Below are 21,749 nucleotides of genomic sequence, written 5' to 3'. Positions count from 1 at the left end.
GCTTACCGGCCTCCCCACATTTGGTCATTCAGGCGACATAGTTGCGGGCGGATTGTCATCGATCTCGAAGAATTCCGGGAACTCGGTGTGCCCGGCCAGCCGCAGCATCCGGGCCAGCCAGCGCCGCTGCGCCGTACGGGTGACCCCGACCGCGTTGTTGTAGAAGCGGCGCGAGTAGACGACCTTGGCCACCGCCGCGTCGAGCTCCTCCAGCAGGTCGCCGCCGCCGGGCGCCTCGGACAGCTTCTCCCTGAAGCGCTCCTGGTCGGCCGCGGCCCGCAGGGCCCGCGACAGGTCGCTCTCGGCGTGCTCGCGCTCCTCGGGCCCGGCGATCCTGGCCTCGTGGGCGGCGGCGGCCAGCACCAGCGAGGTCGCGGGGTCGAGCAGCCGCGAGCCGGCCAGTTCGAGCACCACGGCCCGGCGCCGCATGAGCGCGGCGTCCAGTGCCTCGCGGGCCAGTTCGAGCCGGATGTGCAGGCGGTCGAGCCGGCCCGCACGCCAGGAGATGTAGACGGCCGTGAGCACGACGACGATGCCCACGATCAGCACGATCATGGTGGATGTCACAGCGGATCCCTACAGGAGCTCTCGGCAGACGGTCACAGGTCCTCCTCCACCCGGCCGGCGCCGCTGGTGGTCACCGTCTCGTAGACGCGCACCACGTCGCGGGCGACCGTGGACCAGTCGTACTTCCTGACCGCCACCAGCGCCTCGGCGGCCAGCTTGGCGCGCCGCTCGGGGGCGTCGAGCAGCGCGGCGGCCTCGCGGGCGAGGGAGGCGGCGTCGCCGTTGGCGAACAGCGCGCCGGCCTGCCCCTCGCCCAGCACCTTGCGGAAGGCCGGGATGTCACTGGCCAGCACCGTCGCCCCCGAGGCCATGGCCTCGGCCAGCACGATGCCGAAGCTCTCGCCCCGGGTGTTGGGGGCGCAGAACACGTCGACCGAGTGGTAGGCGCGGATCTTGTCGGCCTCGCTCACCATGCCGAGCACGGTCACCCGCTCGTGGAAGGGCTTGGGCACCTTGTCGTAGACGTCTTTGGCGTCGCCGGGCCCGGCGATGAGCAGCTTGAGGCCGGGACGCTCGGCGGCCAGCGCGTTGAAGGCGTCGAGCAGGATCGGCAGGCCCTTGCGCTCTTCGTCCATGCGGCCGAGGAAGCCGATCGTGGCGCCGTCGGGGCCCCAGCCGGGCAGCGGCTCGGCCTCGGTGTAGCGGGCCACGGTCACCCCGTTGGGGATCAGCACGGTGTCGCCGCCGAACTGCTCGACCAGGCTCTTGCGCGCCGCGTCGGAGACCGCGATGCGGCCGCTCAGCTTCTCCAACGCGCTGCGCAGCAGCGGCTCGGCCACCGCGATGGCGCGCGAGCGGGTGAAGGAGGCGTGGAAGGTGGCCACGATCGGCCCCTTGGCCGCCCAGCAGGCCAGCACGCCGAGGCTCGGGATCAGCGGCTCGTGGATGTGCAGCACGTCGAAGTCGCCCGTACGCACCCAGCGCCGCACCCGCGCGGCCGACAGGAACCCGAACGACATCCGGGCCACCGACCCGTTGTAGGGCACCGGCACCGCCCGGCCGGCGCCCGTCACGTACGGGGGCAGCTCGTCGTCGTCGGCGGCGGGCGCGATGACCGAGACCTCGTGCCCCTGCGCCATCAGCGCCTGGGCCAGGTCGTCGATGTGCTGTTTGACCCCGCCGGGCATGTCCCAGGAGTAGGGGCAGACGATGCCGACCTTCATCTCGGCAGGTCCTCCAGCCAGAGCCGCTGCAACATGTGCCAGTCCTCCGGGTGCTCGGCGATGCCCTTCTCGAAGACGTCCGTCATGGCCTGGGCGACGGCCGCCACCTTCTCCTGCCGGGTGCCCTCGGCGGGCACCGGGATCTCCTCGTGGATGTGGATGCCCCAGTCGTCGCCCACGAAGTAGACGGTGGCCGGCAGCAGCGCGGCACCGGTCTGGACGGCCAGCAGCGGCGGCCCGGCCGGCACCTTGGTGGTGGCGCCGAAGAAGCGCACCTCGATGCCGCTCTTGGTCAGGTCGCGCTCGGCGGGCAGGCAGACCACGCCGCCCTTGCGCACGCGGCCGGCCAGGGTGCCGAAGTTGTGGCCGTCGCCGCCGGTGAGCGGCAGCACCTCCATGCCGAGCCCCTCGCGGAAGGCGACGTAGCGGCGGAACAGCGACTCGGGCCGCAGCCGCTCGGCGACCGTGGTGAACGGGTGGCCGACGCCGACCAGCCAGGCGCCCGCCGCGTCCCAGTTGCCCATGTGCGGCAGGGCCAGCACCACGCCCCGGCCCGTGGCCAGGGTGTCGTGGATGTGCTCGGCCCCGATGACGTGGGTGCGCCGGACGATCTCCGGTCGCGGGATCGAGGGCAGGCGGAAGACCTCGTGGAAGTAGCGGAAGTAGGAGCGCATGCCGGCCCTGCTCAGCTCGCGCAGCTCCGCGCTGCCGGCGTCGATGCCGGTGACCCTGGCCAGGTTGGACTCCAGGCGGCGCACGGACTTGCCGCGCTTGCGCCACACCCGGTCGGCCAGGAGGCGGAAGACGGCCGCCGTGGGCCGCTCGGGCAGCAGCGGGACCAGCTTCCAGCCCGCCGCGAAGCCCGCCGCCACGATGCGGTCGCCGATGGAGGTCTTCTCGCTCATCGCTCCCTCGTCTGCCGGTGGACGTGCACGACCCGCTGCACGACGGTGATGGTGGAGGCCGCCGCCAGCAGCCACATCCCGAGCGGCAGCACGTACGGCACCCCGATCCCCGAGAAGAAGGTCGCGACCAGGGCCACGACCAGCCGCTCAGGACGCTCGGCCAGCCCTACGTCCGCCGTGAGCCCGAGGCCCTCGGCCCTGGCCTTGGCGTAGGAGACCAGGGACCCGGCGACGAGGCAGGCCAGCGTCACGCCGGCCATCAGCGTGTCGCCCGCGGCGACGAAGTAGAGGATCAGGCCGGCGAAGATGGCGGCGTCGGCCACCCGGTCGAGCGTGGAGTCGAGGAAGGCGCCCCAGACGGTGCCCCCCTTGCCGCCGAGCCGGGCCACGACGCCGTCGAGCAGGTCGAACAGCACGAAGACGGTGATGAGCAGCGCCCCCCAGGCCAGCTGGCCCAGCGGGAACAGGAGCAGGGCGGAGATCACCGTGCCGAGGGTGCCGATCGCCGTGACGGCGTTCGGGCCGATCCCGCGGCCGACGAGAGCCCTGCCCAGCGGGGTGAGTATCCGGGTCATGGCCGGTCGCAGGAGTTTGAGCATCGCGGTCCGATCGTAGGCCATCGCGTGAGCGGCCACTTTCTTTGCCCCGCACCCCTTGTGATATTCGCCACAGGGGTATTTGGTGAACACACCGCGTCCATGCGGTTCCTGACACCCTCCGCGCGGGCGCGGCGTTGGATGCACCGACGACGTGGGAGGCGAAGTGGCGGATAGGAACTCCGGCGGAGCCATGGGAGCCGCGGGCAGGGCACCCACGGCCGACAGGGCGGATGCGATACGCAATGTCGTGCTGGTCGGCCACTCGGGAGCGGGCAAGACCACCCTGGTCGAGCAGCTGCTCGCGGCGACGGGCATCGTCCAGCGGCCGGGCCGGGTGGAGGACGGCAACACGGTCAGCGACTTCGACGAGGTCGAGGTGCGCCAGCAGCGGTCGGTCAACCTGGCTCTGGCGCCGCTCGTGCACAACGGCATCAAGATCAACCTGCTCGACACCCCGGGTTACGCCGACTTCGTCGGCGACCTGCGCGCCGGGCTGCGCGCCGCAGACGCCGCCCTGTTCGTCGTGTCGGCCTCCGAGGGGATCGACGGGCTCACGCAGATGCTCTGGGAGGAGTGCGCCCAGGTCGCCATGCCCAGGGCGGTGGTGATCACCAAGATCGACCACCAGCGCGCCGACTTCGACGACGTGCTGGTCACCTGCCAGGACGTCTTCGGCGACGGCGTCGCGCCGCTCTACCTGCCGGTGATCACCAACGGGCACGTCAACGGCCTGATCGGGCTGCTGTCGCAGAAGTTCTACAACTACGCGACCGGCGCCCGCACCGAGAAGGAGCCGGGCGCCGAGTACGAGGCGCAGATCGAGGAGCGGCGCGGCGAGCTGATCGAGGGCATCATCCAGGAGAGCGAGGACGAGTCGCTCATGGAGCGCTACCTGGAGGGCGAGCCCATCGACACCAAGGTCCTGGTGGGCGACCTGGAGAAGGCGGTCGCGCGCGGCAGCTTCTTCCCGGTGTTGTGCAGCGGGCTGGGCAACGGCCACGCGGTGGGCATGACGGAGCTGCTGGAGCTGGTGACCCAGGGCTTCCCCTCGCCGCTGGAACACCCGATGCCCGAGATCACCGACCTGTCCGGCAAGCCGGTCGGCGGCATCGCGTGCGACCCCGACGGCCCGCTCGTGGCCGAGGTCGTCAAGACCACCAGCGACCCGTACGTGGGCCGCATCAGCCTCGTCCGGGTCTTCTCCGGCACGCTGCGCCCGGACATGACCGTGCACGTCTCCGGCCACGGTCTGGCCGACCGCGGGCACGAGGACCACGACGTCGACGAGCGCATCGGCACGCTGACCAGCCCGCTCGGCAAGACCCAGCGCCCGGCGGCCAAGGGCTCGGCCGGGGACATCGTGGCCGTGGCCAAGCTGTCGCGGGCCGAGACCGGCGACACGTTGTCGGAGGTCGACCGTCCGCTGCTGATGACGTCCTGGCAGATGCCCGATCCGCTGCTGCCGGTGGCGATCAGGGCGAAGTCGAAGGCCGACGAGGACAAACTGGCCCAGGCGCTCGGCCGGCTGGTGGCCGAGGACCCGACGCTGCGCCTGGAGAACAACGCCGAGACCAGGCAGCTCGTGCTGTGGTGCATGGGCGAGGCGCACACCGACGTGCTGCTCGACCGCCTGGCCAACCGGCACGGCGTCGAGGTCGAGCGGATCGAGCTGCGGGTGCCGCTGCGCGAGACGTTCGGCGGCAGGTGCCAGGCGATGGGCCGCAACGTCAAGCAGACCGGCGGCCACGGCCAGTACGCGATCTGCCACCTGGAGGTCGAGCCCCTGCCCTCGGGCGGCGGGTTCGAGTTCGTGGACAAGATCGTGGGCGGGGTGGTGCCCCGGCAGTTCATCCCGTCGGTGGAGAAGGGCGTGCGGGCCCAGATGGAGCGCGGCGTGGTGGCCGGCTACCCCATGGTGGACGTGCGCGTGACGCTCTACGACGGCAAGGCCCACTCGGTCGACTCCTCCGACATGGCCTTCCAGATCGCGGGGCAGCTCGCGCTGAAGGAGGCGGCCTCGAAGGTCCCGACCCTGCTGCTGGAGCCGGTGGACGAGCTGTCGGTGCTGGTGGCCGACGACTACGTGGGCTCGGTGATGTCCGACCTGTCCTCGCGGCGCGGGCGCGTGCTCGGCACCGAGCCGGTGGGCACCGGGCGCACGCTGGTCAAGGCCGAGGTGCCCGAGCTGGAGATCACCCGCTACGCCATCGACCTGCGCTCGATGTCGCACGGCACCGGCACGTTCACGCGCACGTTCCTGCGCTACGAGCCGCTGCCGCCGAACCTGGCGAGCAAGGTGGCGGCCACGGAGTGAGCGGCGCAGAGCCGGGAGGGCACCATGTCCCTCCCGGCCCGCACGTTTCATCACCACACCTACCGTTTCGTAACAGAAGCATCACGACTGCATTTCTTTTTTCAGGTCCGATCACGCGGGAGCAGCTGCCAGACTGGGTTGCACTATGCGAACTGGACGCCCACTCCTAGCCGCTGCAGCCCTCGCGGTCGTGACCACCAGCGCCGCCTACGTGTTCGGCCCCGGTGCGACCGAGAGCCCCGCAGCGACCAAGAAGACGACGACCACCGCCCCCGCCACCGCCGAGGCGACGGCGGCCTGCAAGCCCGACCCCCGCTACCCCAAGCGCCAGCTGCGCGGGGTGTGGATCGCGACGGTCAAGAACATCGACTGGCCCTCGCGCGCGGGCCTCGGCCAGGCCCGCCAGAAGGCCGAGTACGTCAAGATCCTCGACAGCGCGGTCAAGCGCAATCTCAACGCCGTCTTCGTCCAGGTCCGGCCCGCCTCCGACGCGCTCTACCGCTCCTCGCTGGAGCCCTGGTCGCAGTACCTGACGGGCACCGCGGGCAAGGACCCGGGCTGGGACCCGCTCCCGTTCCTCATCGAGGAGGCGCACAAGCGCAACCTGGAGTTCCACGCCTGGTTCAACCCCTACCGCGCGGCCGAGAGCGCCGACCTGTCCAAGCTCCCGGCCAACCACCCGGCCCGGCAGCACCGCGACTGGACGGTCAAGTACGGCGGCGGCCTCTACTACAACCCCGGCCTGCCGCAGGTGCGCGAGCACGTCACCAAGGTCATCACCGACGTGGTCAGCCGCTACGACGTCGACGGCGTGCACTTCGACGACTACTTCTACCCCTATCCGGGGGGCGGCGGCACGTTCGACGACAAGGCGGCCTTCGCCAAGTACGGCAAGGACCAGAAACTGGCCGACTGGCGCCGCCACAACGTGAACAAGCTGGTGGCCAAGGTCGACGCGGCCGTCCACGACACGAAGAACCACGTGAAGTTCGGCATCAGCCCGTTCGGCATCTGGCGCAACAAGTCCAACGACCCCGACGGGTCGGCCACGGCCGGCATGTCCGCCTACGACTCGATCTACGCCGACGCCCGCTCCTGGATCGAGGACGGCACGGTCGACTACGTCGCGCCGCAGCTCTACTGGCCGCGCGGCTTCAAGGCGGCCGACTACAAGACGCTGACGGCCTGGTGGGCGGGCGCGGTCGAGGGCACCGACGTCCAGCTCTACATCGGCCAGGCGCTCTACCAGGTCGGCACCAGGACCAACGCCGCCTGGGCCAACCCGGGCGAGCTGTCGGCGCACCTGACGGTGAACCGGCGCTACGAGCAGGTCGACGGCGACATCTACTTCAGCGCCAAGCAGCTCCTGACCAACCCGCTCGGCGCGATCGACCGGGTGGCCAAGGAGCACTACAGCCGTCCGGCGCTGCTGCCGATCATGGAGGACCGCGGCGGCGAGGCCCCGGCAAGCCGGCCGACGTCAAGGTGAGCGGCTCCACCGTCTCCTGGACGCCGTCCGCGGGGGCGCGGGCCTACGCGGTGTACCGGGTGCCGGAGTCGGGCAAGGACTGCCACACCAGCGACGCCCGCAACCTGGCGGCCGTGGTGACGGCGGCGTCGTACCCGGCCAAGCCGGGCACGTACCTGATCACCTCGCTCGACCGGCAGCACCACGAGAGCAAGCCGGTGAAGGTGAAGGTGGGCAAGGGCTGAGGCCCGTCCCGCCACGCTCCTCCGTCGACGCCACGCCCGGGATCCGGGCGTGGCGTCGCCGTGTTCGCGGCGGGCAGCTCAGCGGCCGGTCCGCTCCCACGCGCGGGCCAGGGCGGCGACCGCCTGGTCGAGGAGGGCGGGCGGCAGGGCGAAGCTGAGGCGCAGGCGGTCGCGGTGGCGGCCGTCCGGGGAGAACAGTGAGCCAGGGGCGACGGCCACGCCCTGCTCGCGGGCGGTGGCGGCGAACCTGTCGGTGTCGGCGCCCGGCAGGCGGGCCCACACCGACAGGCCGCCCTGGGGGCGTGACCAGGTCCACGACGGCAGGCGCGCGGACAGCGCGGCGGTGAAGTGGTCGCGGCGGCGGGCCAGCTCGGCCAGCCAGACCGGCACGGGGTCGCCGTCGAGGAGGTCGGCGGCCAGCCGCTGGGAGACGGCGCTGGTGGCCAGGTCGGCGTCGAGCTTGGCCTCCAGCAGCCGGGCCAGCAGCGGCTCGGGGGCGGTGAGCCAGCCCACCCGCAGGCCGCCCCACAACACCTTCGACAACGAGCCCACCGTCACCGTGCCGTGCGGATGGGCCAGGGCCAGCGGCCCGGGCGGCGTCCGGCCGTCGAACACCACGGGCGCGAGGGTCCGGTCCTCCACCAGCGGGACGTCCGCCGCGGCGGCCAGCTCGGCCACGTGCCGCAGATCGGCCACGCGGCCGGTCGGGTTGTCCACGGGCAGCGCGTACACGGCGGCCGGACGGTGGCGGGCCAGCGCGTCGCGCACGGCGTCGGGGTCGGTGAGGTCCACGGGCACGGCGTGGGCCCCGGCGCGCCGGAACACGCTGAGCGCGCCACCGTAGGCCGGGTCGCCGACCAGCACGCGGTCGCCGGGCCGCAGCAGCACCCGGGCCGCCAGGTCGATGCCCTGCTGGGCGCCCGAGGTCACCAGGATCTCGCGGTGCGGCCCGGCGTCCAGGGCGGCCAGCACGGCGCGCAGCCGCGAGTCGCCCATGGCGTCGTAGCCGTGGCCGCTCGGCGCGCGCATCAGGGCCGCGGCGTCCAGCGGGGGCACCGCCAGGTGCGAGGGGTCGGGGACGACCGAGGTCGACAGGTCGGCCAGCACCGCGCCGCCCTGGAGCAGGCCGCCGAACGTCGGGACGCCCAGCACGTACGTGCCGCTGCCGTGCCGGCGTTCGCACAGGCCCTCCTCGCACAGGGTGTTGAAGGCGGCGGCGACCGTCCCGCGGCTGAGCCCGACCGCCTGGGCCAGGTCGCGCTCGGAGGGCAGGCGGGTGCCCGGGGCGATGGCGCCGGTCTGGGCCAGGTCGGTCAGCGCGCCCGCGAGCCGCCGGCTGGCCGTGCCCTCGTGGAGCCGGAGCCGGTCGCGGACCAGGGTGACAAGGTTTTCTTCTCTTCCCACGCCACTATTATCCGGTTACTGTGCCACTTATCAATGAATTGGCCTACATCTTGCGATTGTTGGCGGCCATTTACGGAGAGGAGCGGCACGATGCGCGAAGCCGAGCACATCTGGATGGACGGCGAGCTGGTGCCCTGGGGCGAGGCCCGCGTGCACGTCCTGACGCACGCCCTGCACTACGGCACCGCCGTGCTGGAGGGCACCAGGGCCTTCGACACGCCCGAGGGCCCGGCGGTGTTCCGGCTGGACGAGCATCTGCGGCGGCTGGCGCGCAGCGCGCGGATCATCGGGATGCCGCTGCCGTACACGCTGGACGAGCTGCGCGCGGCCACGCTGGCCACGGTCGCGGCCAACGGCCAGTCCTCGTGCTACATCCGCCACCTGGCCCACCGCGGCTACGGAGAGATGGGCGTGGCGGCGCGCGGCTGCCCGACGGTGGTCTCGATCGCGTCGTGGGAGTGGGGCGCGCTGCTGGAGGCGGGCGTGCGGCTGATGACCAGCTCGTGGCAGCGCAACGACCACCGCGTGACGCCGACCGCGGCCAAGGCCACCGGCCCCTACCTGAACTCGGTGATGGCCAAGTCCGAGGCCATGCAGGCGGGCTTCGACGAGGCGGTGCTGCTGAACGCGGCCGGCAACGTCAGCGAGTGCACCGGCGCCAACGTCTTCGTCGTGCGCGACGGCGTCCTGACCACGCCTCCGCCGCACGCCGGCGCGCTGGAGGGCATCACGCAGGACACCGTCGCGCGGCTGGCCGTCGACCTCGGGCTGACGGTCACCAGGGAGGATCTGCTGCGCACCGACCTGTACACGGCCGACGAGATCTTCGTCTGCGGCACGGCGGCCGGGATCGTGCACGTCAGCGCGGTCGACCACTGCGAGTTCGGCGGCCCCGGGCCGGTCACCGGCAAGCTGGCCGACGCCTACGAGGCGGCCGTGCACGGGCGCGACGACCGTTACCGCCACTGGCTGACCCCCGTGCGCGGCTGACGGACCGCGCCCGCCGCCGCCCGTGAGAAGGTAGGGGAACCGGTGGCGCCGGATCGCGACGTGCTCTAGCGTGCCACGGACGTCATCGAACGCGGGAGGTCGTCGGGGTGAGGCGCGCGCTCGTGGTGCTGGCCGTTCTGGCCGGTTCCGTACTGCTCGGCCTGCAGGGCACGGCCACGGCCGGCGGCTCGGCTCCCGGCGCGGGCAGGGTGGCGCTCATCGGCGTCTCCGGTCTCGCCTGGGACGACGTCAACCAGGCCGACGCGCCCAACCTGTGGGAGCTGACGCGCGGCAGCGCGATCGGCTCGCTGTCGGTGCGCACGGTCAGCAACGTCACCTGCCCCTACGACGGCTGGCTCACGGTGTCGGCTGGCACCAGATCAGCCGCCGGATACGCCTGCGGCGCCCCTCCCGCCCCCGAGACCCGGGGCGCGGGCGCGGCCATCCCCGACTACCGCTACCTCATCGACGTGGCCGGGCAGCGCAACGCCGGCACGCTGGGCGAGGCGCTGAAGGCGGCGGGCCGGTGCTCGATCGCGATCGGCCCCGGCGCCGCCCTCGGGCTGGCCGACCGGCAGGGCGCGGTGCAGCGCTACCACGCCTCCCCCTCCAGGTCCGCACGGCCGACCTGGAGCAGTGCCCGCTGATCGCCATGGACGTCGACGACCTCGTCCACCCCTACCTGGCCAGCGGCAAGCTGCCCAAGGTGCCCGAGCAGCTCGGCCCCAAGGAGCGCCGCGACGCGCTGCGCCTGGCCGACGCCAAGGCCGGCGCGCTGCTGTCGATCCTGCCGCCCGGCACCACCGTGCTGCTCGCGGGCCTGTCCGACCATGGTTCCGTGCCCCACCTGCGGGTGGCCGCGCTGCGTGAGCCGGGGGCGCAGGGGCGCTTGCTGGGCGCGGCCTCCACCCGCCGTGCCGACATCTCGATCCTGCCCGACCTGACCGCGACCGTGCTCTCCCGGCTCGGCGTGCCGGCGCCGGCCACGGTCGTCGGGGTGCCGCTGCAGGTGGGCGAGGCCGGCGCGACGATCGACCGGCTGCGCCGGGCCGACTCGACCGCGCAGGCCATCCGGTCGGTCAAGGGCGTCTACTTCACCGTCGTGGCGGTGTTGCAGGTGCTGTTCTACGTGGTCGCGTTCCTGCTGCTGCGGCGGCGCAGGGGCCTGTCGCCGGTACGCCTGGCCGCGGTCGCGCTGGCCGCCCTGCCGGTGTCCAGCTACCTGGTCAACCTGCTGCCCTGGTCGACCCTGCCGCAACTGGTCGCCGGGGTGCTGGGCTGGGTCGCCGCGGTCACCGCGCTGGCCTTCGGCGGGCCCTGGCGGCGCCGTCCGCTCGGCCCGCTCGCCGTGGTGGCCGGTATCACCGCGCTCACGCTCGCCGGCGACCTGCTGACGGGCACGACGTTGCAGCTCAACAGCGTCATGGGCTACAGCGCCGAGGTCGGGGCCCGCTACTACGGCCTGGGCAACATCCCGTTCGCGCTGCTGGCCACCGGCACGCTGCTGGCCACCACCGTGATCGCCCACCGCTGGCCGGGGCGGCTCGGGGTGGCCGCGATCGTGGTGCTCGGGGCGTTCGCGATGGTGCTGGGCGGCTCGGGCATGGGCAGCGACTTCGGCGGCGTGATCGCGTTCGTGCCGGGCATCGCGGTGACCGCGCTGCTGGTGGCCGGCAAGCGGGTCTCGATCGTGAAGCTGGGGGCGTTCTGCGTGGCCGGGGCGGTGATCGTGATGACGTTCGCCGTGCTCAACTACCTGCGTCCGCCCGACGAGCAGACGCACCTGGGCAGGTTCGTGGGCCAGGTGCTCAGCGGCGAGGCGTTCGAGGTGATCTTCCGCAAGCTCCAGGCCATGCTGGCCACGCTGCTCAGCCCCAACCTCATGCCCATCGTGATCGCGGCCGTGGCCTTCCTCGTCTACGCGATCCTGCGGCCCGAGCAGGCCAGCGCGGGCGTGGTGCCCGCGGCGTTCCGCCACTCCCCCGCCCTGCGGGCCGGCCTGATCGGCACGATGGTCAGCGGGGTGATCGGGATGCTGGTCAACGACTCGGGCGCCGCGGTGTTGTCGATGGCTCTGGCGCTGGCCGTGCCGCTGCTGCTCGCGGCGGGCATCGGCGCGCTCGGCCGCGAACAGCCGGCCGAGGCCCCCGCCACCGCCCACCTGGCCCGTACGGCCGACTAGCGCGCTGATCGCATACGTTCGCCGGATCGGTGGCCGCTCCGTTCGTCCCAGGAGCGACCTGTGTGCCTGGGGGCGGTGTCACGCAAAAACGTTTGCCTGAGGGCCGAAGCTCATGTTGGCTGACCCGCATGGCTGAACTGCGTACCGATCGTCTCGTCCTGCGCCGATGGCGTGACTCCGACCTTGAACCGTGGGCGGCCATGAACGCCGATCCCGAGGTCCGGGAGCACTTGGGCGGCCTGCTCACCCGCGAACAGAGCGATGCCTCCGTGTCGCGCTTTCAGAGCGAGTTCGACCAGCGAGGCTACGGGTGGTGGGCGGTCGAGGTGGAGGCCACGGGCGAGTTCATCGGCTTCGCAGGCTTGGACGAAGTGGACGACCACATGCCGTTCACGGGAGTGGAGATCGGCTGGCGGCTCGCCCGCTCGGCCTGGGGCCATGGCTACGCCACCGAGGCTGCGCTGACAGTCCTGGCCCACGGCTTCGACGCTCTTGAGCTTCCCGAGATCCTCGCTGTCACGACCGCCACCAACCTTCGTTCCCAGGCGGTGATGCGCCGGATCGGCATGACCCGGGACCCGGCCGACGACTTCGACGACCCCACCGAGCCCGAAGGGCCACTGCGTCCGAACGTGCTGTACCGCATCGCCCGAAGTGCGAGCATCTGACGTTCTCCACCAGGGTCGTCCGATCAGGCTGCGGCGGAGAGGGGGCGTCGCCTTGTCAGCCCGCACCAGCTGGGCGATCACCGGAACATGGTTCCGGCCGGCCGAGGCCGGCAGCGTCATCGCGCGCCGAACCCGTGTTGCCCCGCCGCACGATCCGCGGCAGCTTCATGCGGTCAGAGCACCGCGGCGGGCGCCGGGTCAGCGTCCGGCCTGCGGGTGACGCCGCAGCACCATGAGAACGACCAGCGCAGCGGGCACGGCCAGCGCGAAGCCGGTGACCATGCCGACGCTGAGCCCGACGGCCTCCTGGAGCCAGCCCAGAGCCGCGTACAGCGCTCCCGCCGCAGCGGCGGACACCCCGAGAACCATCCCCGCGGCGCTCGCCGGCTCGCCAGGCGCCAGGTCCTGCGCGATGACGACGGTGACCGGGCTGCCGACGTACAGCAGGGCGCCGGCCAGCGCGGCGGCGAGGAAGTAGGGGACGCCGCCCGGTTCGAGCGTCACGATCGCGATCAGCGGCACCGGCGCGGCGGCGAGCGAGCCGATCAGCGCGCGCCGGCGGCCGACCCGCGGCGCGAGCACGCCACCGAGCAGCGCGCCAAGCCCCGCGGCCAGCGAGAACAAGGCGAGCGTCCAGCCGAGCAGCCCGGCGTCTGCCGCCACACCGTGCTCACGGACCAGCCAGAGGGGCATCGAGCTGGTGAAGGTCACGAAGGCCAGGCTCGCCAGGGTCGTGGCCAGGGTGAGCCCCCCGATGGGACCGCGCAGCAGCCCGAACCGGAAGAGCGTCCGCAGGGGACGGCGGCCGTGCGGCTCCCAGTCAGGCAGCAGCAGGAAGGCCAGTACGGCGAACAGGATGCCGGGAACCATCAGCCACGGCGTGACCCCGATCCCGAACGCCGAGACCACGGAGAGGATCAGCACCGGCCCGAGCGCGAACCCGGCCATCCCGCCGGCGGTGAACAATCCCACGCCCAGCGTTCGATTCGGCACGGTGGGGCCACCGGCGACCGCCGTGCCCACGGGATGCAACGCCGCCGCCCCCATGCCGCCGATGATCAGCAGGGCGAAGACCGCCGCCGGCGCGGGCGCGACGCCGATCAGGCTGAGGAACAGCGAGGCCATGAGCACTCCCGTCGCCCCGACCACGCGCAGGCTGCGGTCCTCGGCCATCGCGCCGAAGAACGGCTGGGTGACCGACGACGAGATCGAGTAGACCGCGACGAGCACGGCCAGCAGGGCCGGCCCGAGCCCGAACCGCGCCTGCAGCGTCGGCAACAGTGCGCCGAGCATCGCGGTGATGGCGTCGTTGACGAAATGCACGCCGGCGAGGAAGACGGCGAGCGAGGTCCCGCCGAGGACGCCGGCCTTACGGATCACGTGTGGCATGTCGGGCTCCTTCAGTAGTGCCTTAATACCATAGGGGGGTATGGTGTTATTCCGCACATCGGACCGAAGGGGCGCGGACATGGCCGGAGAACGAGGCCCATGATCGCCGACGGTGTCAGCAAACGGGGTGATAGATGGCGCGGACCAGCCCAGACGCGGCGGCCTCGGAGGCGCCACCGCCGGGATGCCGCAAGCGGGAGCCTCACGAACGAAAGGCGCTCACAGACGCGCGGCCGGCCCCTGACACACGGCCACGCTCGGGGCCACGCTTCAAGCCCAGCGCGCTCGGGGCACGCCTCAAGCCGGACGCGCTCGGAGCCGGGCACGCTCGGAGCCCGTCGAGGTCAGCGCTCGTCGGGGCGGTGCCGGGTGGTGGCTGCGCCTAGAACACGACCTAGTCCGTCCAGGCGTCGGCCAGGAGTTGCCGGGTGTCGTGCAGGAGCTGGGGCAGTACCTTCGTCTGCGCCACGACCGGCATGAAGTTCGTGTCGCCGCCCCACCTCGGCACCACGTGCTGGTGCAGGTGGGCGGCGATGCCGGCGCCCGCGACCTGGCCCAGGTTCATGCCCACGTTGAAGCCCTGCGCGCCGCTGGCCTTGCGCAGCGCGCGCAGCGACCGCTGGGTGAAGTCGCCCAGCTCGGCGACCTCGGCCGGGGTCAGCTCGTCGTAGCCGGACACGTGCCGGAAGGGCACGACCATCAGGTGGCCGGAGTTGTACGGGTAGAGGTTGAGGACGGCGTAGACGACCTCTCCCCTGGCCACGATCAGGCCATCCTCGTCGCTCATCCGGGGGATCTCGTCGAACGGGCAGCCGTCGCCCGGCCCGGTGCCCGTCGGCTTGTTCTCGCCCTTGATGTAGGCCATGCGATGCGGGGTCCACAGTCGCTGGAAGTTGTCGGGCGCCCCGGCCCCTGCCTGATCGTGCATACCAAGCAGCATAGGACCCCGCGCGGAGGGCCCGCTCTTCCGGCGTGATCCCCGGCCCTCGACGGCGGGCCTAAGGTGTGGGCATGGCACAGCGACTCGAACCCATGCCCGCCGACTGGCAGCGCGCCCTGGCCGTCGTGGCCCACCCCGACGACCTGGAGTACGGCTGCGCCGCCGCCGTCGCCACCTGGACCGACGCCGGGCGCGAGGTCTCCTACCTGATCGCCACCCGCGGCGAGGCGGGCATCGACACCCTCGACCCCGCCGCGTGCGGGCCGGTGCGCGAGCGCGAGGAGCAGGCCAGCGCCGCCGTGGTGGGGGTGACCACCGTGGAGTTCCTCGACCACGCCGACGGGGTCGTCGAGTACGGGACCGCGCTCAGGAGGGACATCGCCGCCGCCATCCGCAGGCACCGCCCGGAGCTGGTGATCACCCTCAATCCCGACGACACGTGGGGCGGCACGTACTGGAACACGCCCGACCACCGGGCCGTGGGCCGGGCGGTGCTGGACGCCGCAGGAGACGCCGGAAATCGCTGGATATTTCCTGACACCGACGCCGCGCCCTGGAACGGCGTGCGCTGGGTCGCCGTCGCCGGCTCCAACTCCCCCACCCACGCCGTGGACGTCACCGACGGGCTGGAGCGGGGCGTGCGGTCGCTGCTGGAGCACCGCGCCTACATCGAGGCCCTCACCGACCAGGCCCCGGAGGTCTACGCCCGCGAGCTGATCGAGGGCTCCGCGCGGGAGGCCGGCGAACGCTTCGGCGGCCGTCCGGCAGTAGCCTTCCGCCTGTTCCCCCGCTGACCTCCGGCCGGGGCCCGAGCCGCCCGGAGAACAGCTCAGGCCGGGAAGGCTTCCGGCCCGGCCGGAGACGGCGGGTCAGGGAACACCGGTCCCGGCCGGGCCGGGACCGGCGGGTCACACCTGGACGCGGCGCTCCACGGCGTTGACGATCTCGGCGATGGCCTCCTCGACGGGCACGCCGTTCTTCTGCTCGCCGTTGCGGTAACGGAAGGACACCGCGCCGTTGGCGATGTCGTCGTCACCGGCCAGCAGCATGTACGGGACCTTCGCCTTCTGCGCGTTGCGGATCTTCTTCTGCATGCGGTCGTCGGCCGCGTCGACCTCGACCCTGATGCCCCGCTCGCGCAGCCGCTTGGCGACGTCCTGGAGGTAGGGCACGTGGGCGTCGGCGATCGGGATGCCGACCACCTGCACCGGCGCCAGCCACGCGGGGAACGCCCCGGCGTAGTGCTCGACCAGGACGCCGAAGAAGCGCTCGACCGAGCCGAACAGCGCCCGGTGGATCATGACCGGCTGCTGCCGGGAGCCGTCGGCCGCCTGGTACTGCAGGTCGAACAGCTCGGGCAGGTTGAAGTCGAGCTGGATGGTGGACATCTGCCAGGTGCGGCCGATGGCGTCGCGCACCTGGACGGAGATCTTCGGCCCGTAGAAGGCCGCGCCGCCCGGGTCCATCACCAGGTGGAGGTTCTCGGCCTCGGCCACCTCGCGCAGCGTCGTGGTGGCCTCCTCCCACACCTCGTCGGAGCCGACGAACTTCTCCGGGTCCTTGGTGGACAGCTCGAGGTAGAAGTCCTCCAGGCCGTAGTCGCGCAGCAGGTCGAGGACGAAGCGCAGCAGCGAGGTCAGCTCGTCGCGCATCTGCTCGCGGCTGCAGTAGATGTGGGCGTCGTCCTGGGTCAGGCCGCGCACCCGGGTCAGGCCGTGGACCACGCCGGACTTCTCGTAGCGGTAGACCGTGCCGAACTCGAACAGCCGCAGCGGCAGCTCACGGTAGGACCGCCCGCGCGCCCTGAAGATCAGGTTGTGCATCGGGCAGTTCATCGGCTTGAGGTAGTAGCGGGCGCCCTCCAGCTCCATGGGCGGGAACATCCCGTCCTTGTACCAGTCGAGGTGGCCCGAGACCTGGTAGAGGCTCTCCTTGGTGATGTGCGGGGTGTTGACGAACTCGTAGCCGGCCTCCTCGTGCCTGCGCCGCGAGTAGTCCTCCATCACCTTGCGGATCACGCCGCCCTTGGGGTGGAAGACCGCCAGGCCAGAGCCCAGCTCGTCGGGGAAGGAGAACAGGTCGAGCTCGGCGCCGAGCCTGCGGTGGTCGCGCCGCTCGGCCTCCTCCAGCCTCTTCAGGTATTCGTCCTGCTTGTCGCGGGACTCCCAGGCGGTGCCGTAGATGCGCTGGAGCTGCGGGTTCTTCTCGCTGCCGCGCCAGTAGGCGCCGCCGGAGCGCATGAGCTTGAACGCCGGGATCGACCGGGTGGAGGGCACGTGCGGCCCCCGGCACAGGTCCTTCCAGCACAGCTCGCCGCTCTTGGGGTCGAGGTTGTCGTAGATCGTCAGCTGCCCGGCCCCGACCTCGACGCTCTCCTCGTCGGCCGCGCCGCCCTTGAGCCCGATCAGCTCCAGCTTGTACGGCTCGCCGGCCAGCTCCTCGCGCGCCTGCTCGTCGCTGACGGCCCGGCGGGAGAACAGCTGCCCCTGCTTGACGATCTCCCGCATGCGCTTCTCGACGCGCTTGAGGTCGTCGGGGTTGAACGCCTGCTTGACGTCGAAGTCGTAGTAGAAGCCGTTCTCCACGGGCGGGCCGATACCCAGCTTGGCCTCGGGGAACAGCTCCTGCACCGCCTGGGCCATGACGTGCGCGGTGGAGTGGCGGACGATGGCCCGGCCGTCCTCGCTGGAGACCTCGATCGGCTCGACCACGTCGTCCTGGGCCAGCGGGTGGGCGAGGTCGCGCGGCTCGCCGTTGACCCGGGCCGCGATGACGGTGCGGCCGTCGGCCTCCAGGGCCTCACCGGCCGTCGTGCCGGCCGCGACCACACGCTCGGCTCCGGCGAGGGTGATGCGTAGCTCGGCTGACACGGTGTCTCCCTTGGATCGCGCTCGATGCCCGGCACCGAGGCTGGTTCGATGGTGAACACCGATGCTATCGCGGGTGAAACCCCAGCCTTGTCAGGTCCTGGCGGGTGCCGTGGAAGAGGTTCCGGTCGAGCGGACTGCTGGCATATTGGTGAATTGTCCAGTCGCGCCACGGCGGCGGCACGAGGGGTTCGCCGCGCGGCCTCTCCGGGGAGGCGATCCACAGCGGGTAGTCGGCCAGGCCGGCGCAGTTCCCCGAGCGGGCGAACCAGTGGAAGGTGTAGATGAAGGGCCGCAGGCCGGCGTGCCGCTCGACGTGGTGGCACCAGCGGCGCGCGTACCTGGCGACCTGCTCCGGGCGCTGCCCGTCGCCGGTCTCCAGGTCGAGCGCCACCAGGTCGCCCCTGCGCAGGCCGCCCGCCGACCTGAGCACCGCCAGGAAGTGCCGGGCGTGCTCGATCGGGTCGCCCTTGGGCCTGGCGAAGTGGTACGCGCCGCACACCAGCCAGCTCTCCCGCATTCCCGACCAGTTGCGGGCGAACCACCGGTCGGTCCAGTCGCCGCCCTCGGTGGCCTTGGCGAAGGCGAAGGAGACCCCGGCCTCGGCGTGACCGGCCCAGTCGACGGAGCCCTGCCAGTTCGACACGTCTATGCCATGCAGCAAGCGCTTCATCTTGCGGGAGTTTATTGAGATGTCCCCCTATGAACCCTTCGACGCGCCGATGAGCAGCTCACGGGTGCGTTCCCGCTCGGCGAAGGTCGCGCCGACGAAGTCGGTCACCCCGGCCTGGCGCAGCCGTTCGAGCTGGGCGAGCACGGACTCCTCGTCGCCGACGAGCGCGACGTTCCCGGGCCCGGCGGCGCCCTCGCGGTCGAGCATGGCGCGGTAGGAGGGCAGCGTGCCGTAGACGGCGAAGATCTCGTTGGCGCGCTCGACCGCGGCGGCGGGGTCGTCGGTGACGCAGACGGGCAGCGCGCAGACGATCCGCGGCGCCGGGCGGCCCGCCTCCGCGGCGGCGGCGGTGATGGTCGGGGCGACGTGCTCGGCCACCGTCTTCGGGCCGGTCATCCACAACACCGTGCCGTCGGCCACCGTGCCGGCCAGCTTCAGCATGCGCGGGCCGAGGGCGGCGATGAGCACCGGGAAGCCCGCGCCCGGCGTGGTGAGCCGCACGTCGGCCCTGATCGTCTCGCCCGCCGCCTTGACCTGCTCGCCCCGGCTGGCCGGGAGCAGCACGTCGAGGTACTCCTTCATGTGGCGGTAGGGACGCTCGAAGCTGAGGCCGAACATGTGCTCGATGACGACCTGGTGCGACAGACCGATGCCGAGCGCCAGGCGGCCGCCGAGCGCGGCGTTGGCCGTCATCGCCTGCTGGGCCAGGGCCGCCGGGTGCCGCGGGTAGGTGGGCACGACGGAGGTGCCGAGCTCGATGCCGGGCACCTGGGCGCCGGCCACGGCCAGCGCGGTGAGGGCGTCGAGGCCGAAGATGTGGGACAGCCAGGCAGAGGCGAAGCCGTCCTCGGCCGCCTGGGCGATCTCGTCGCGCAGCGCGCCGAGCGGGTCGGGCCCTTGCCGTTCATTCAGGAAATATCCGAAACGCATGGAAACAGAACTCCATTCTGGAGGCAGACGCGCCTGTATCTTCCCACGCTCCCGGGCGCGCTCACCCGTACGAAGGGGGCGGATTTGTAAAGTGGCCTCATGACGCACGATCGCGCAGGACAGCCCGCCCAGCCCGCCGACCTGGTCGACGTCGCCCGGCTGGTGACCTCCTACTACGCCCTGCACCCCGACCCCGCCGAGGTGGCGCAGCGGGTGGCGTTCGGCACGTCGGGCCACCGCGGGTCCTCGCTGCGGACGGCCTTCAACAAGGACCACATCCTGGCCACCAGCCAGGCCATCTGCGAATACCGCGCCTCCCAGGGCACCGACGGGCCGCTGTTCCTGGGCATCGACACGCACGCGCTGTCCGAGCCCGCCCGCGTGTCGGCGCTGGAGGTGTTCGCGGCCAACGGGGTCGAGGTGCTGATCGACTCCCGCGACGGCTACACGCCGACCCCCGCCGTCTCGCACGCCGTCCTGCGGCACAACCGGGGCCGCGCGTCCGGGCTCGCCGACGGCGTGGTGGTGACACCCTCGCACAACCCGCCCTCCGACGGCGGCTTCAAGTACAACCCGCCGCACGGCGGCCCCGCCGACACCGACGCCACCTCCTGGATCCAGGACCGCGCCAACCAGCTGCTGGCCGACGGCATGAAGGGGGTGTCCCGGATCTCCTACGCCAAGGCCCTCGACGCGGCCGGCCGCTACGACTTCCTCGGCACGTACGTCGACGACCTGCCGTCCGTGGTCGACCTCGACGCGATCAGGTCGGCCGGGGTGCGCATCGGGGCCGACCCGCTGGGCGGGGCGAGCGTGGCCTACTGGGGCGAGATCGCCGAGCGCCACCGCCTCGACCTGACCGTGGTCAACCCGCTGGTCGACCCCACCTGGCGGTTCATGACGCTCGACTGGGACGGCAAGATCCGCATGGACTGCTCGTCGCCGTACGCGATGGCGTCGCTGATCGCGCAGCGCGACAAGTACGACATCGCCACCGGCAACGACGCCGACGCCGACCGCCACGGCGTCGTCACCCCCGACGGCCTGATGAACCCCAACCACTACCTGGCCGTCGCCATCTCCTACCTGTACGCCCACCGCGAAGGCTGGCCCGCCGCGGCGGGGGTCGGCAAGACGATGGTGAGCAGCGGCGTCATCGACCGGGTCGCCGCCTCGCTCGGGCGCCGCCTCTACGAGGTGCCGGTCGGTTTCAAGTGGTTCGTCCCCGGGCTGCTCGACGGCTCGCTCGGGTTCGGCGGCGAGGAGAGCGCGGGGGCCTCGTTCCTGCGGCGCGACGGCTCCCCCTGGTCCACCGACAAGGACGGCCTCATCCTCGCCCTGCTGGCCTCGGAGATCCTGGCGGTCACCGGCGAGTCGCCGAGCGCGCACTACCGCCGCCTGACCGAGCGGTTCGGCGAGCCCGCCTACGCCCGGGTCGACGCGCCCGCCACCCGCGAGGAGAAGGCGGTGCTGGCCAAGCTGTCGGCCGACCAGGTGACGGCGTCGTCACTGGCCGGCGAGCCGATCACGGCGGTGCAGACCGCGGCCCCCGGCAACGGCGCGGCGCTCGGCGGTGTGAAGGTCTCGACGGACAACGCCTGGTTCGCCGCCCGCCCGTCGGGCACCGAGGATGTCTACAAGATCTACGCCGAGTCCTTCAAGGGCCCCGACCACCTGGCCAAGGTGCAGGAGGAGGCCCGCTCGCTGGTCTCGGCCGCGCTGGGCTGAGCGGCCGGGCGCCTCAGCGGGGCAGCTCGCGGGCGGTGGCGGCGGACATGCCGGTGCGTCCGAGGTCGGCGTGCCGGCCTGCCAGCACGCCCGCGCGGTAGCCCGTGCCGCTGGTCGTCGGGACCGACATGCGGATGCGCGGATAGTGGGCGGCCACCGCCAGGTCGACCTCGGCCCGGCGGTCGGCCAGCACCAGCGCGGTGCCGGCCCCGGCCGCCTCGGCCTCGGTCGCGGCGCGCGACTCGGCCTCGCGCAGCAGCCGGTACACCTCGTCGGTGAAGCCCAGCAGCCACGAGCGCCGGTAGGCCCGCGCGATGGCGAGCTCGCCCGGCGGCCGTACGCGGGCCAGGCCGGAGGCCATCTGCAGCAGCAGCGACGTGGCCAGCACGTCGGCGCGTTCGAGGTCGGCGGCGAAGCCGAACACGTGCACCCGCTGGCCGCCGTCGCCGCGGCCGATCAGCAGCGGACGGCAGCGGACGGCCTGGGCGACCAGGCTGACCAGGCGGGCCTTCTCCCTGGCCCACGGGGCGGGCAGGGTGACGATCCGGTCGCCGGGGGTCTGGCGGGTGCCGGGCGGCGGGAGGGTGTCGATGCCGTACTTGGCCATCAGGGCGGAGGCGGCCGCCAGGAAGGTGGCCCGCTCGTGCTCGTTGTCCGTGCGTTCGGCCTTGGCCAGGAGTTTCCTGACGCGTTCGAGCGTGCGCTCCCGCAACCGAG

20 protein-coding genes are annotated in these 21,749 nt (G+C 72.2%); 9 read left to right on the top strand and 11 right to left on the bottom strand.

What is annotated here, in order from left to right:
* Nucleotides 1-24: 24 nt before the first annotated feature.
* The 4 genes from ACNF49_RS22090 to pgsA are packed head-to-tail and all read right to left on the bottom strand — an operon-like array spanning nucleotide 25 to nucleotide 3,234.
* Entirely contained in the window at nucleotides 25-567 is a 543-nt protein-coding gene (locus ACNF49_RS22090) for a LemA family protein (RefSeq protein WP_482944861.1), read from the bottom strand.
* A 32-nt stretch (nucleotides 568-599) separates the two neighbouring features.
* The gene (locus tag ACNF49_RS22085) at nucleotides 600-1,730 is read right to left on the bottom strand and encodes a glycosyltransferase family 4 protein (RefSeq protein WP_352361402.1); all 1,131 of its coding nucleotides are present in this window, start codon (nucleotides 1,728-1,730) and stop codon (nucleotides 600-602) included.
* Nucleotides 1,727-2,635: a phosphatidylinositol mannoside acyltransferase gene (locus ACNF49_RS22080; RefSeq protein ID WP_357964099.1), complete on the bottom strand. Its 909-nt coding sequence runs from the start codon at nucleotides 2,633-2,635 to the stop codon at nucleotides 1,727-1,729. Before ACNF49_RS22080 ends, ACNF49_RS22085 begins: the two co-directional genes overlap by 4 nt.
* The gene (gene pgsA / locus ACNF49_RS22075) at nucleotides 2,632-3,234 is read right to left on the bottom strand and encodes a phosphatidylinositol phosphate synthase (protein ID WP_482944860.1); all 603 of its coding nucleotides are present in this window, start codon (nucleotides 3,232-3,234) and stop codon (nucleotides 2,632-2,634) included. Before pgsA ends, ACNF49_RS22080 begins: the two co-directional genes overlap by 4 nt.
* A 190-nt stretch (nucleotides 3,235-3,424) precedes the next feature.
* Here pgsA and ACNF49_RS22070 point away from each other — a divergent pair, with 190 nt between their 5' ends.
* From ACNF49_RS22070 to ACNF49_RS22060, 3 genes are all read left to right on the top strand, one after another.
* Nucleotides 3,425-5,548, top strand: a complete 2,124-nt coding sequence (locus tag ACNF49_RS22070) for an elongation factor G-like protein EF-G2 (RefSeq protein WP_482945564.1) — start codon at nucleotides 3,425-3,427, stop codon at nucleotides 5,546-5,548.
* Between the two features lie 190 nt (nucleotides 5,549-5,738).
* Nucleotides 5,739-7,037, top strand: a complete 1,299-nt coding sequence (locus ACNF49_RS22065) for a glycoside hydrolase family 10-like protein (protein WP_482944859.1) — start codon at nucleotides 5,739-5,741, stop codon at nucleotides 7,035-7,037.
* Entirely contained in the window at nucleotides 7,034-7,261 is a 228-nt protein-coding gene (locus ACNF49_RS22060; protein WP_482944858.1) for a hypothetical protein, read from the top strand. The genes ACNF49_RS22065 and ACNF49_RS22060 overlap by 4 nt, the downstream gene beginning before the upstream one ends.
* Before the next feature lie 78 nt (nucleotides 7,262-7,339).
* On the opposite strand, the gene ACNF49_RS22055 is transcribed toward ACNF49_RS22060, so the two are convergent.
* Nucleotides 7,340-8,665, bottom strand: a complete 1,326-nt coding sequence (locus ACNF49_RS22055; RefSeq protein WP_482944857.1) for an aminotransferase-like domain-containing protein — start codon at nucleotides 8,663-8,665, stop codon at nucleotides 7,340-7,342.
* A gap of 90 nt (nucleotides 8,666-8,755) precedes the next feature.
* On the opposite strand from ACNF49_RS22055, the gene ACNF49_RS22050 reads away from it, so the two are divergent.
* The 4 genes from ACNF49_RS22050 to ACNF49_RS22035 all read left to right on the top strand — a co-directional run bounded on the left by ACNF49_RS22050 (nucleotide 8,756) and on the right by ACNF49_RS22035 (nucleotide 12,505).
* Entirely contained in the window at nucleotides 8,756-9,655 is a 900-nt protein-coding gene (locus tag ACNF49_RS22050) for a branched-chain amino acid transaminase (protein WP_357964108.1), read from the top strand.
* 107 nt (nucleotides 9,656-9,762) lie between these two features.
* Nucleotides 9,763-10,302 (top strand): hypothetical protein, encoded by a 540-nt coding sequence (locus tag ACNF49_RS22045; RefSeq protein ID WP_482944856.1) that lies wholly within the window; start codon nucleotides 9,763-9,765, stop codon nucleotides 10,300-10,302.
* Between the two features lie 5 nt (nucleotides 10,303-10,307).
* The gene (locus ACNF49_RS22040) at nucleotides 10,308-11,837 is read left to right on the top strand and encodes a hypothetical protein (RefSeq protein ID WP_482944855.1); all 1,530 of its coding nucleotides are present in this window, start codon (nucleotides 10,308-10,310) and stop codon (nucleotides 11,835-11,837) included.
* 128 nt (nucleotides 11,838-11,965) lie between these two features.
* Nucleotides 11,966-12,505: a GNAT family N-acetyltransferase gene (locus tag ACNF49_RS22035; protein WP_482944854.1), complete on the top strand. Its 540-nt coding sequence runs from the start codon at nucleotides 11,966-11,968 to the stop codon at nucleotides 12,503-12,505.
* 198 nt (nucleotides 12,506-12,703) lie between these two features.
* On the opposite strand, the gene ACNF49_RS22030 is transcribed toward ACNF49_RS22035, so the two are convergent.
* Nucleotides 12,704-13,894: an MFS transporter gene (locus ACNF49_RS22030; RefSeq protein ID WP_482944853.1), complete on the bottom strand. Its 1,191-nt coding sequence runs from the start codon at nucleotides 13,892-13,894 to the stop codon at nucleotides 12,704-12,706.
* 394 nt (nucleotides 13,895-14,288) lie between these two features.
* Nucleotides 14,289-14,822, bottom strand: a complete 534-nt coding sequence (locus ACNF49_RS22025) for an HIT family protein (RefSeq protein ID WP_357964114.1) — start codon at nucleotides 14,820-14,822, stop codon at nucleotides 14,289-14,291.
* Between the two features lie 83 nt (nucleotides 14,823-14,905).
* Here ACNF49_RS22025 and ACNF49_RS22020 point away from each other — a divergent pair, with 83 nt between their 5' ends.
* Nucleotides 14,906-15,628 carry a PIG-L deacetylase family protein gene (locus ACNF49_RS22020; RefSeq protein ID WP_482944852.1) on the top strand — a complete coding sequence of 241 codons (723 nt, stop codon included), beginning with the start codon at nucleotides 14,906-14,908 and terminating at the stop codon, nucleotides 15,626-15,628.
* A 114-nt stretch (nucleotides 15,629-15,742) separates the two neighbouring features.
* On the opposite strand, the gene thrS is transcribed toward ACNF49_RS22020, so the two are convergent.
* From thrS to ACNF49_RS22005, 3 genes are all read right to left on the bottom strand, one after another.
* Entirely contained in the window at nucleotides 15,743-17,704 is a 1,962-nt protein-coding gene (gene thrS / locus ACNF49_RS22015) for a threonine--tRNA ligase (protein ID WP_357964118.1), read from the bottom strand.
* Between the two features lie 64 nt (nucleotides 17,705-17,768).
* Nucleotides 17,769-18,374, bottom strand: coding sequence for a glycoside hydrolase family 25 protein (locus ACNF49_RS22010; RefSeq protein WP_357964120.1), 606 nt, complete (start codon nucleotides 18,372-18,374; stop codon nucleotides 17,769-17,771).
* A gap of 27 nt (nucleotides 18,375-18,401) precedes the next feature.
* On the bottom strand, nucleotides 18,402-19,304 hold the full coding sequence (locus tag ACNF49_RS22005) for an LLM class F420-dependent oxidoreductase (RefSeq protein WP_482944851.1): 903 nt from the start codon (nucleotides 19,302-19,304) through the stop codon (nucleotides 18,402-18,404).
* 99 nt (nucleotides 19,305-19,403) lie between these two features.
* Between ACNF49_RS22005 and pgm the strand changes: the two genes are divergently transcribed.
* Nucleotides 19,404-21,032 carry a phosphoglucomutase (alpha-D-glucose-1,6-bisphosphate-dependent) gene (gene pgm, locus ACNF49_RS22000; protein ID WP_482944850.1) on the top strand — a complete coding sequence of 543 codons (1,629 nt, stop codon included), beginning with the start codon at nucleotides 19,404-19,406 and terminating at the stop codon, nucleotides 21,030-21,032.
* A gap of 13 nt (nucleotides 21,033-21,045) precedes the next feature.
* Here pgm and ACNF49_RS21995 read toward each other — a convergent pair whose 3' ends face one another.
* A complete protein-coding gene (locus ACNF49_RS21995) occupies nucleotides 21,046-21,744 on the bottom strand; it encodes a DUF2786 domain-containing protein (protein ID WP_482944849.1) in 699 nt (232 codons plus the stop codon).
* Nucleotides 21,745-21,749 lie beyond the last annotated feature (5 nt).

This window comes from Actinomadura sp. ATCC 39365 (assembly GCF_054392275.1).
This window is presented reverse-complemented; position numbering and strand designations above follow the sequence as displayed.

Coding starts and splice junctions, on each gene's coding strand:
- ACNF49_RS22020 (WP_482944852.1), top strand. CDS start 14,906: ATGGCACAGCGACTCGAACCCATGCCCGCCGACTGGCAGCGCGCCCTG.
- ACNF49_RS22030 (WP_482944853.1), bottom strand. CDS start 13,894: ATGCCACACGTGATCCGTAAGGCCGGCGTCCTCGGCGGGACCTCGCTC.
- ACNF49_RS22050 (WP_357964108.1), top strand. CDS start 8,756: ATGCGCGAAGCCGAGCACATCTGGATGGACGGCGAGCTGGTGCCCTGG.
- ACNF49_RS22040 (WP_482944855.1), top strand. CDS start 10,308: ATGGACGTCGACGACCTCGTCCACCCCTACCTGGCCAGCGGCAAGCTG.
- ACNF49_RS22010 (WP_357964120.1), bottom strand. CDS start 18,374: ATGAAGCGCTTGCTGCATGGCATAGACGTGTCGAACTGGCAGGGCTCC.
- ACNF49_RS22005 (WP_482944851.1), bottom strand. CDS start 19,304: ATGCGTTTCGGATATTTCCTGAATGAACGGCAAGGGCCCGACCCGCTC.
- ACNF49_RS22080 (WP_357964099.1), bottom strand. CDS start 2,635: ATGAGCGAGAAGACCTCCATCGGCGACCGCATCGTGGCGGCGGGCTTC.
- pgm (WP_482944850.1), top strand. CDS start 19,404: ATGACGCACGATCGCGCAGGACAGCCCGCCCAGCCCGCCGACCTGGTC.
- pgsA (WP_482944860.1), bottom strand. CDS start 3,234: ATGCTCAAACTCCTGCGACCGGCCATGACCCGGATACTCACCCCGCTG.
- ACNF49_RS22025 (WP_357964114.1), bottom strand. CDS start 14,822: ATGCACGATCAGGCAGGGGCCGGGGCGCCCGACAACTTCCAGCGACTG.
- ACNF49_RS22035 (WP_482944854.1), top strand. CDS start 11,966: ATGGCTGAACTGCGTACCGATCGTCTCGTCCTGCGCCGATGGCGTGAC.
- ACNF49_RS22085 (WP_352361402.1), bottom strand. CDS start 1,730: ATGAAGGTCGGCATCGTCTGCCCCTACTCCTGGGACATGCCCGGCGGG.
- ACNF49_RS22070 (WP_482945564.1), top strand. CDS start 3,425: ATGGGAGCCGCGGGCAGGGCACCCACGGCCGACAGGGCGGATGCGATA.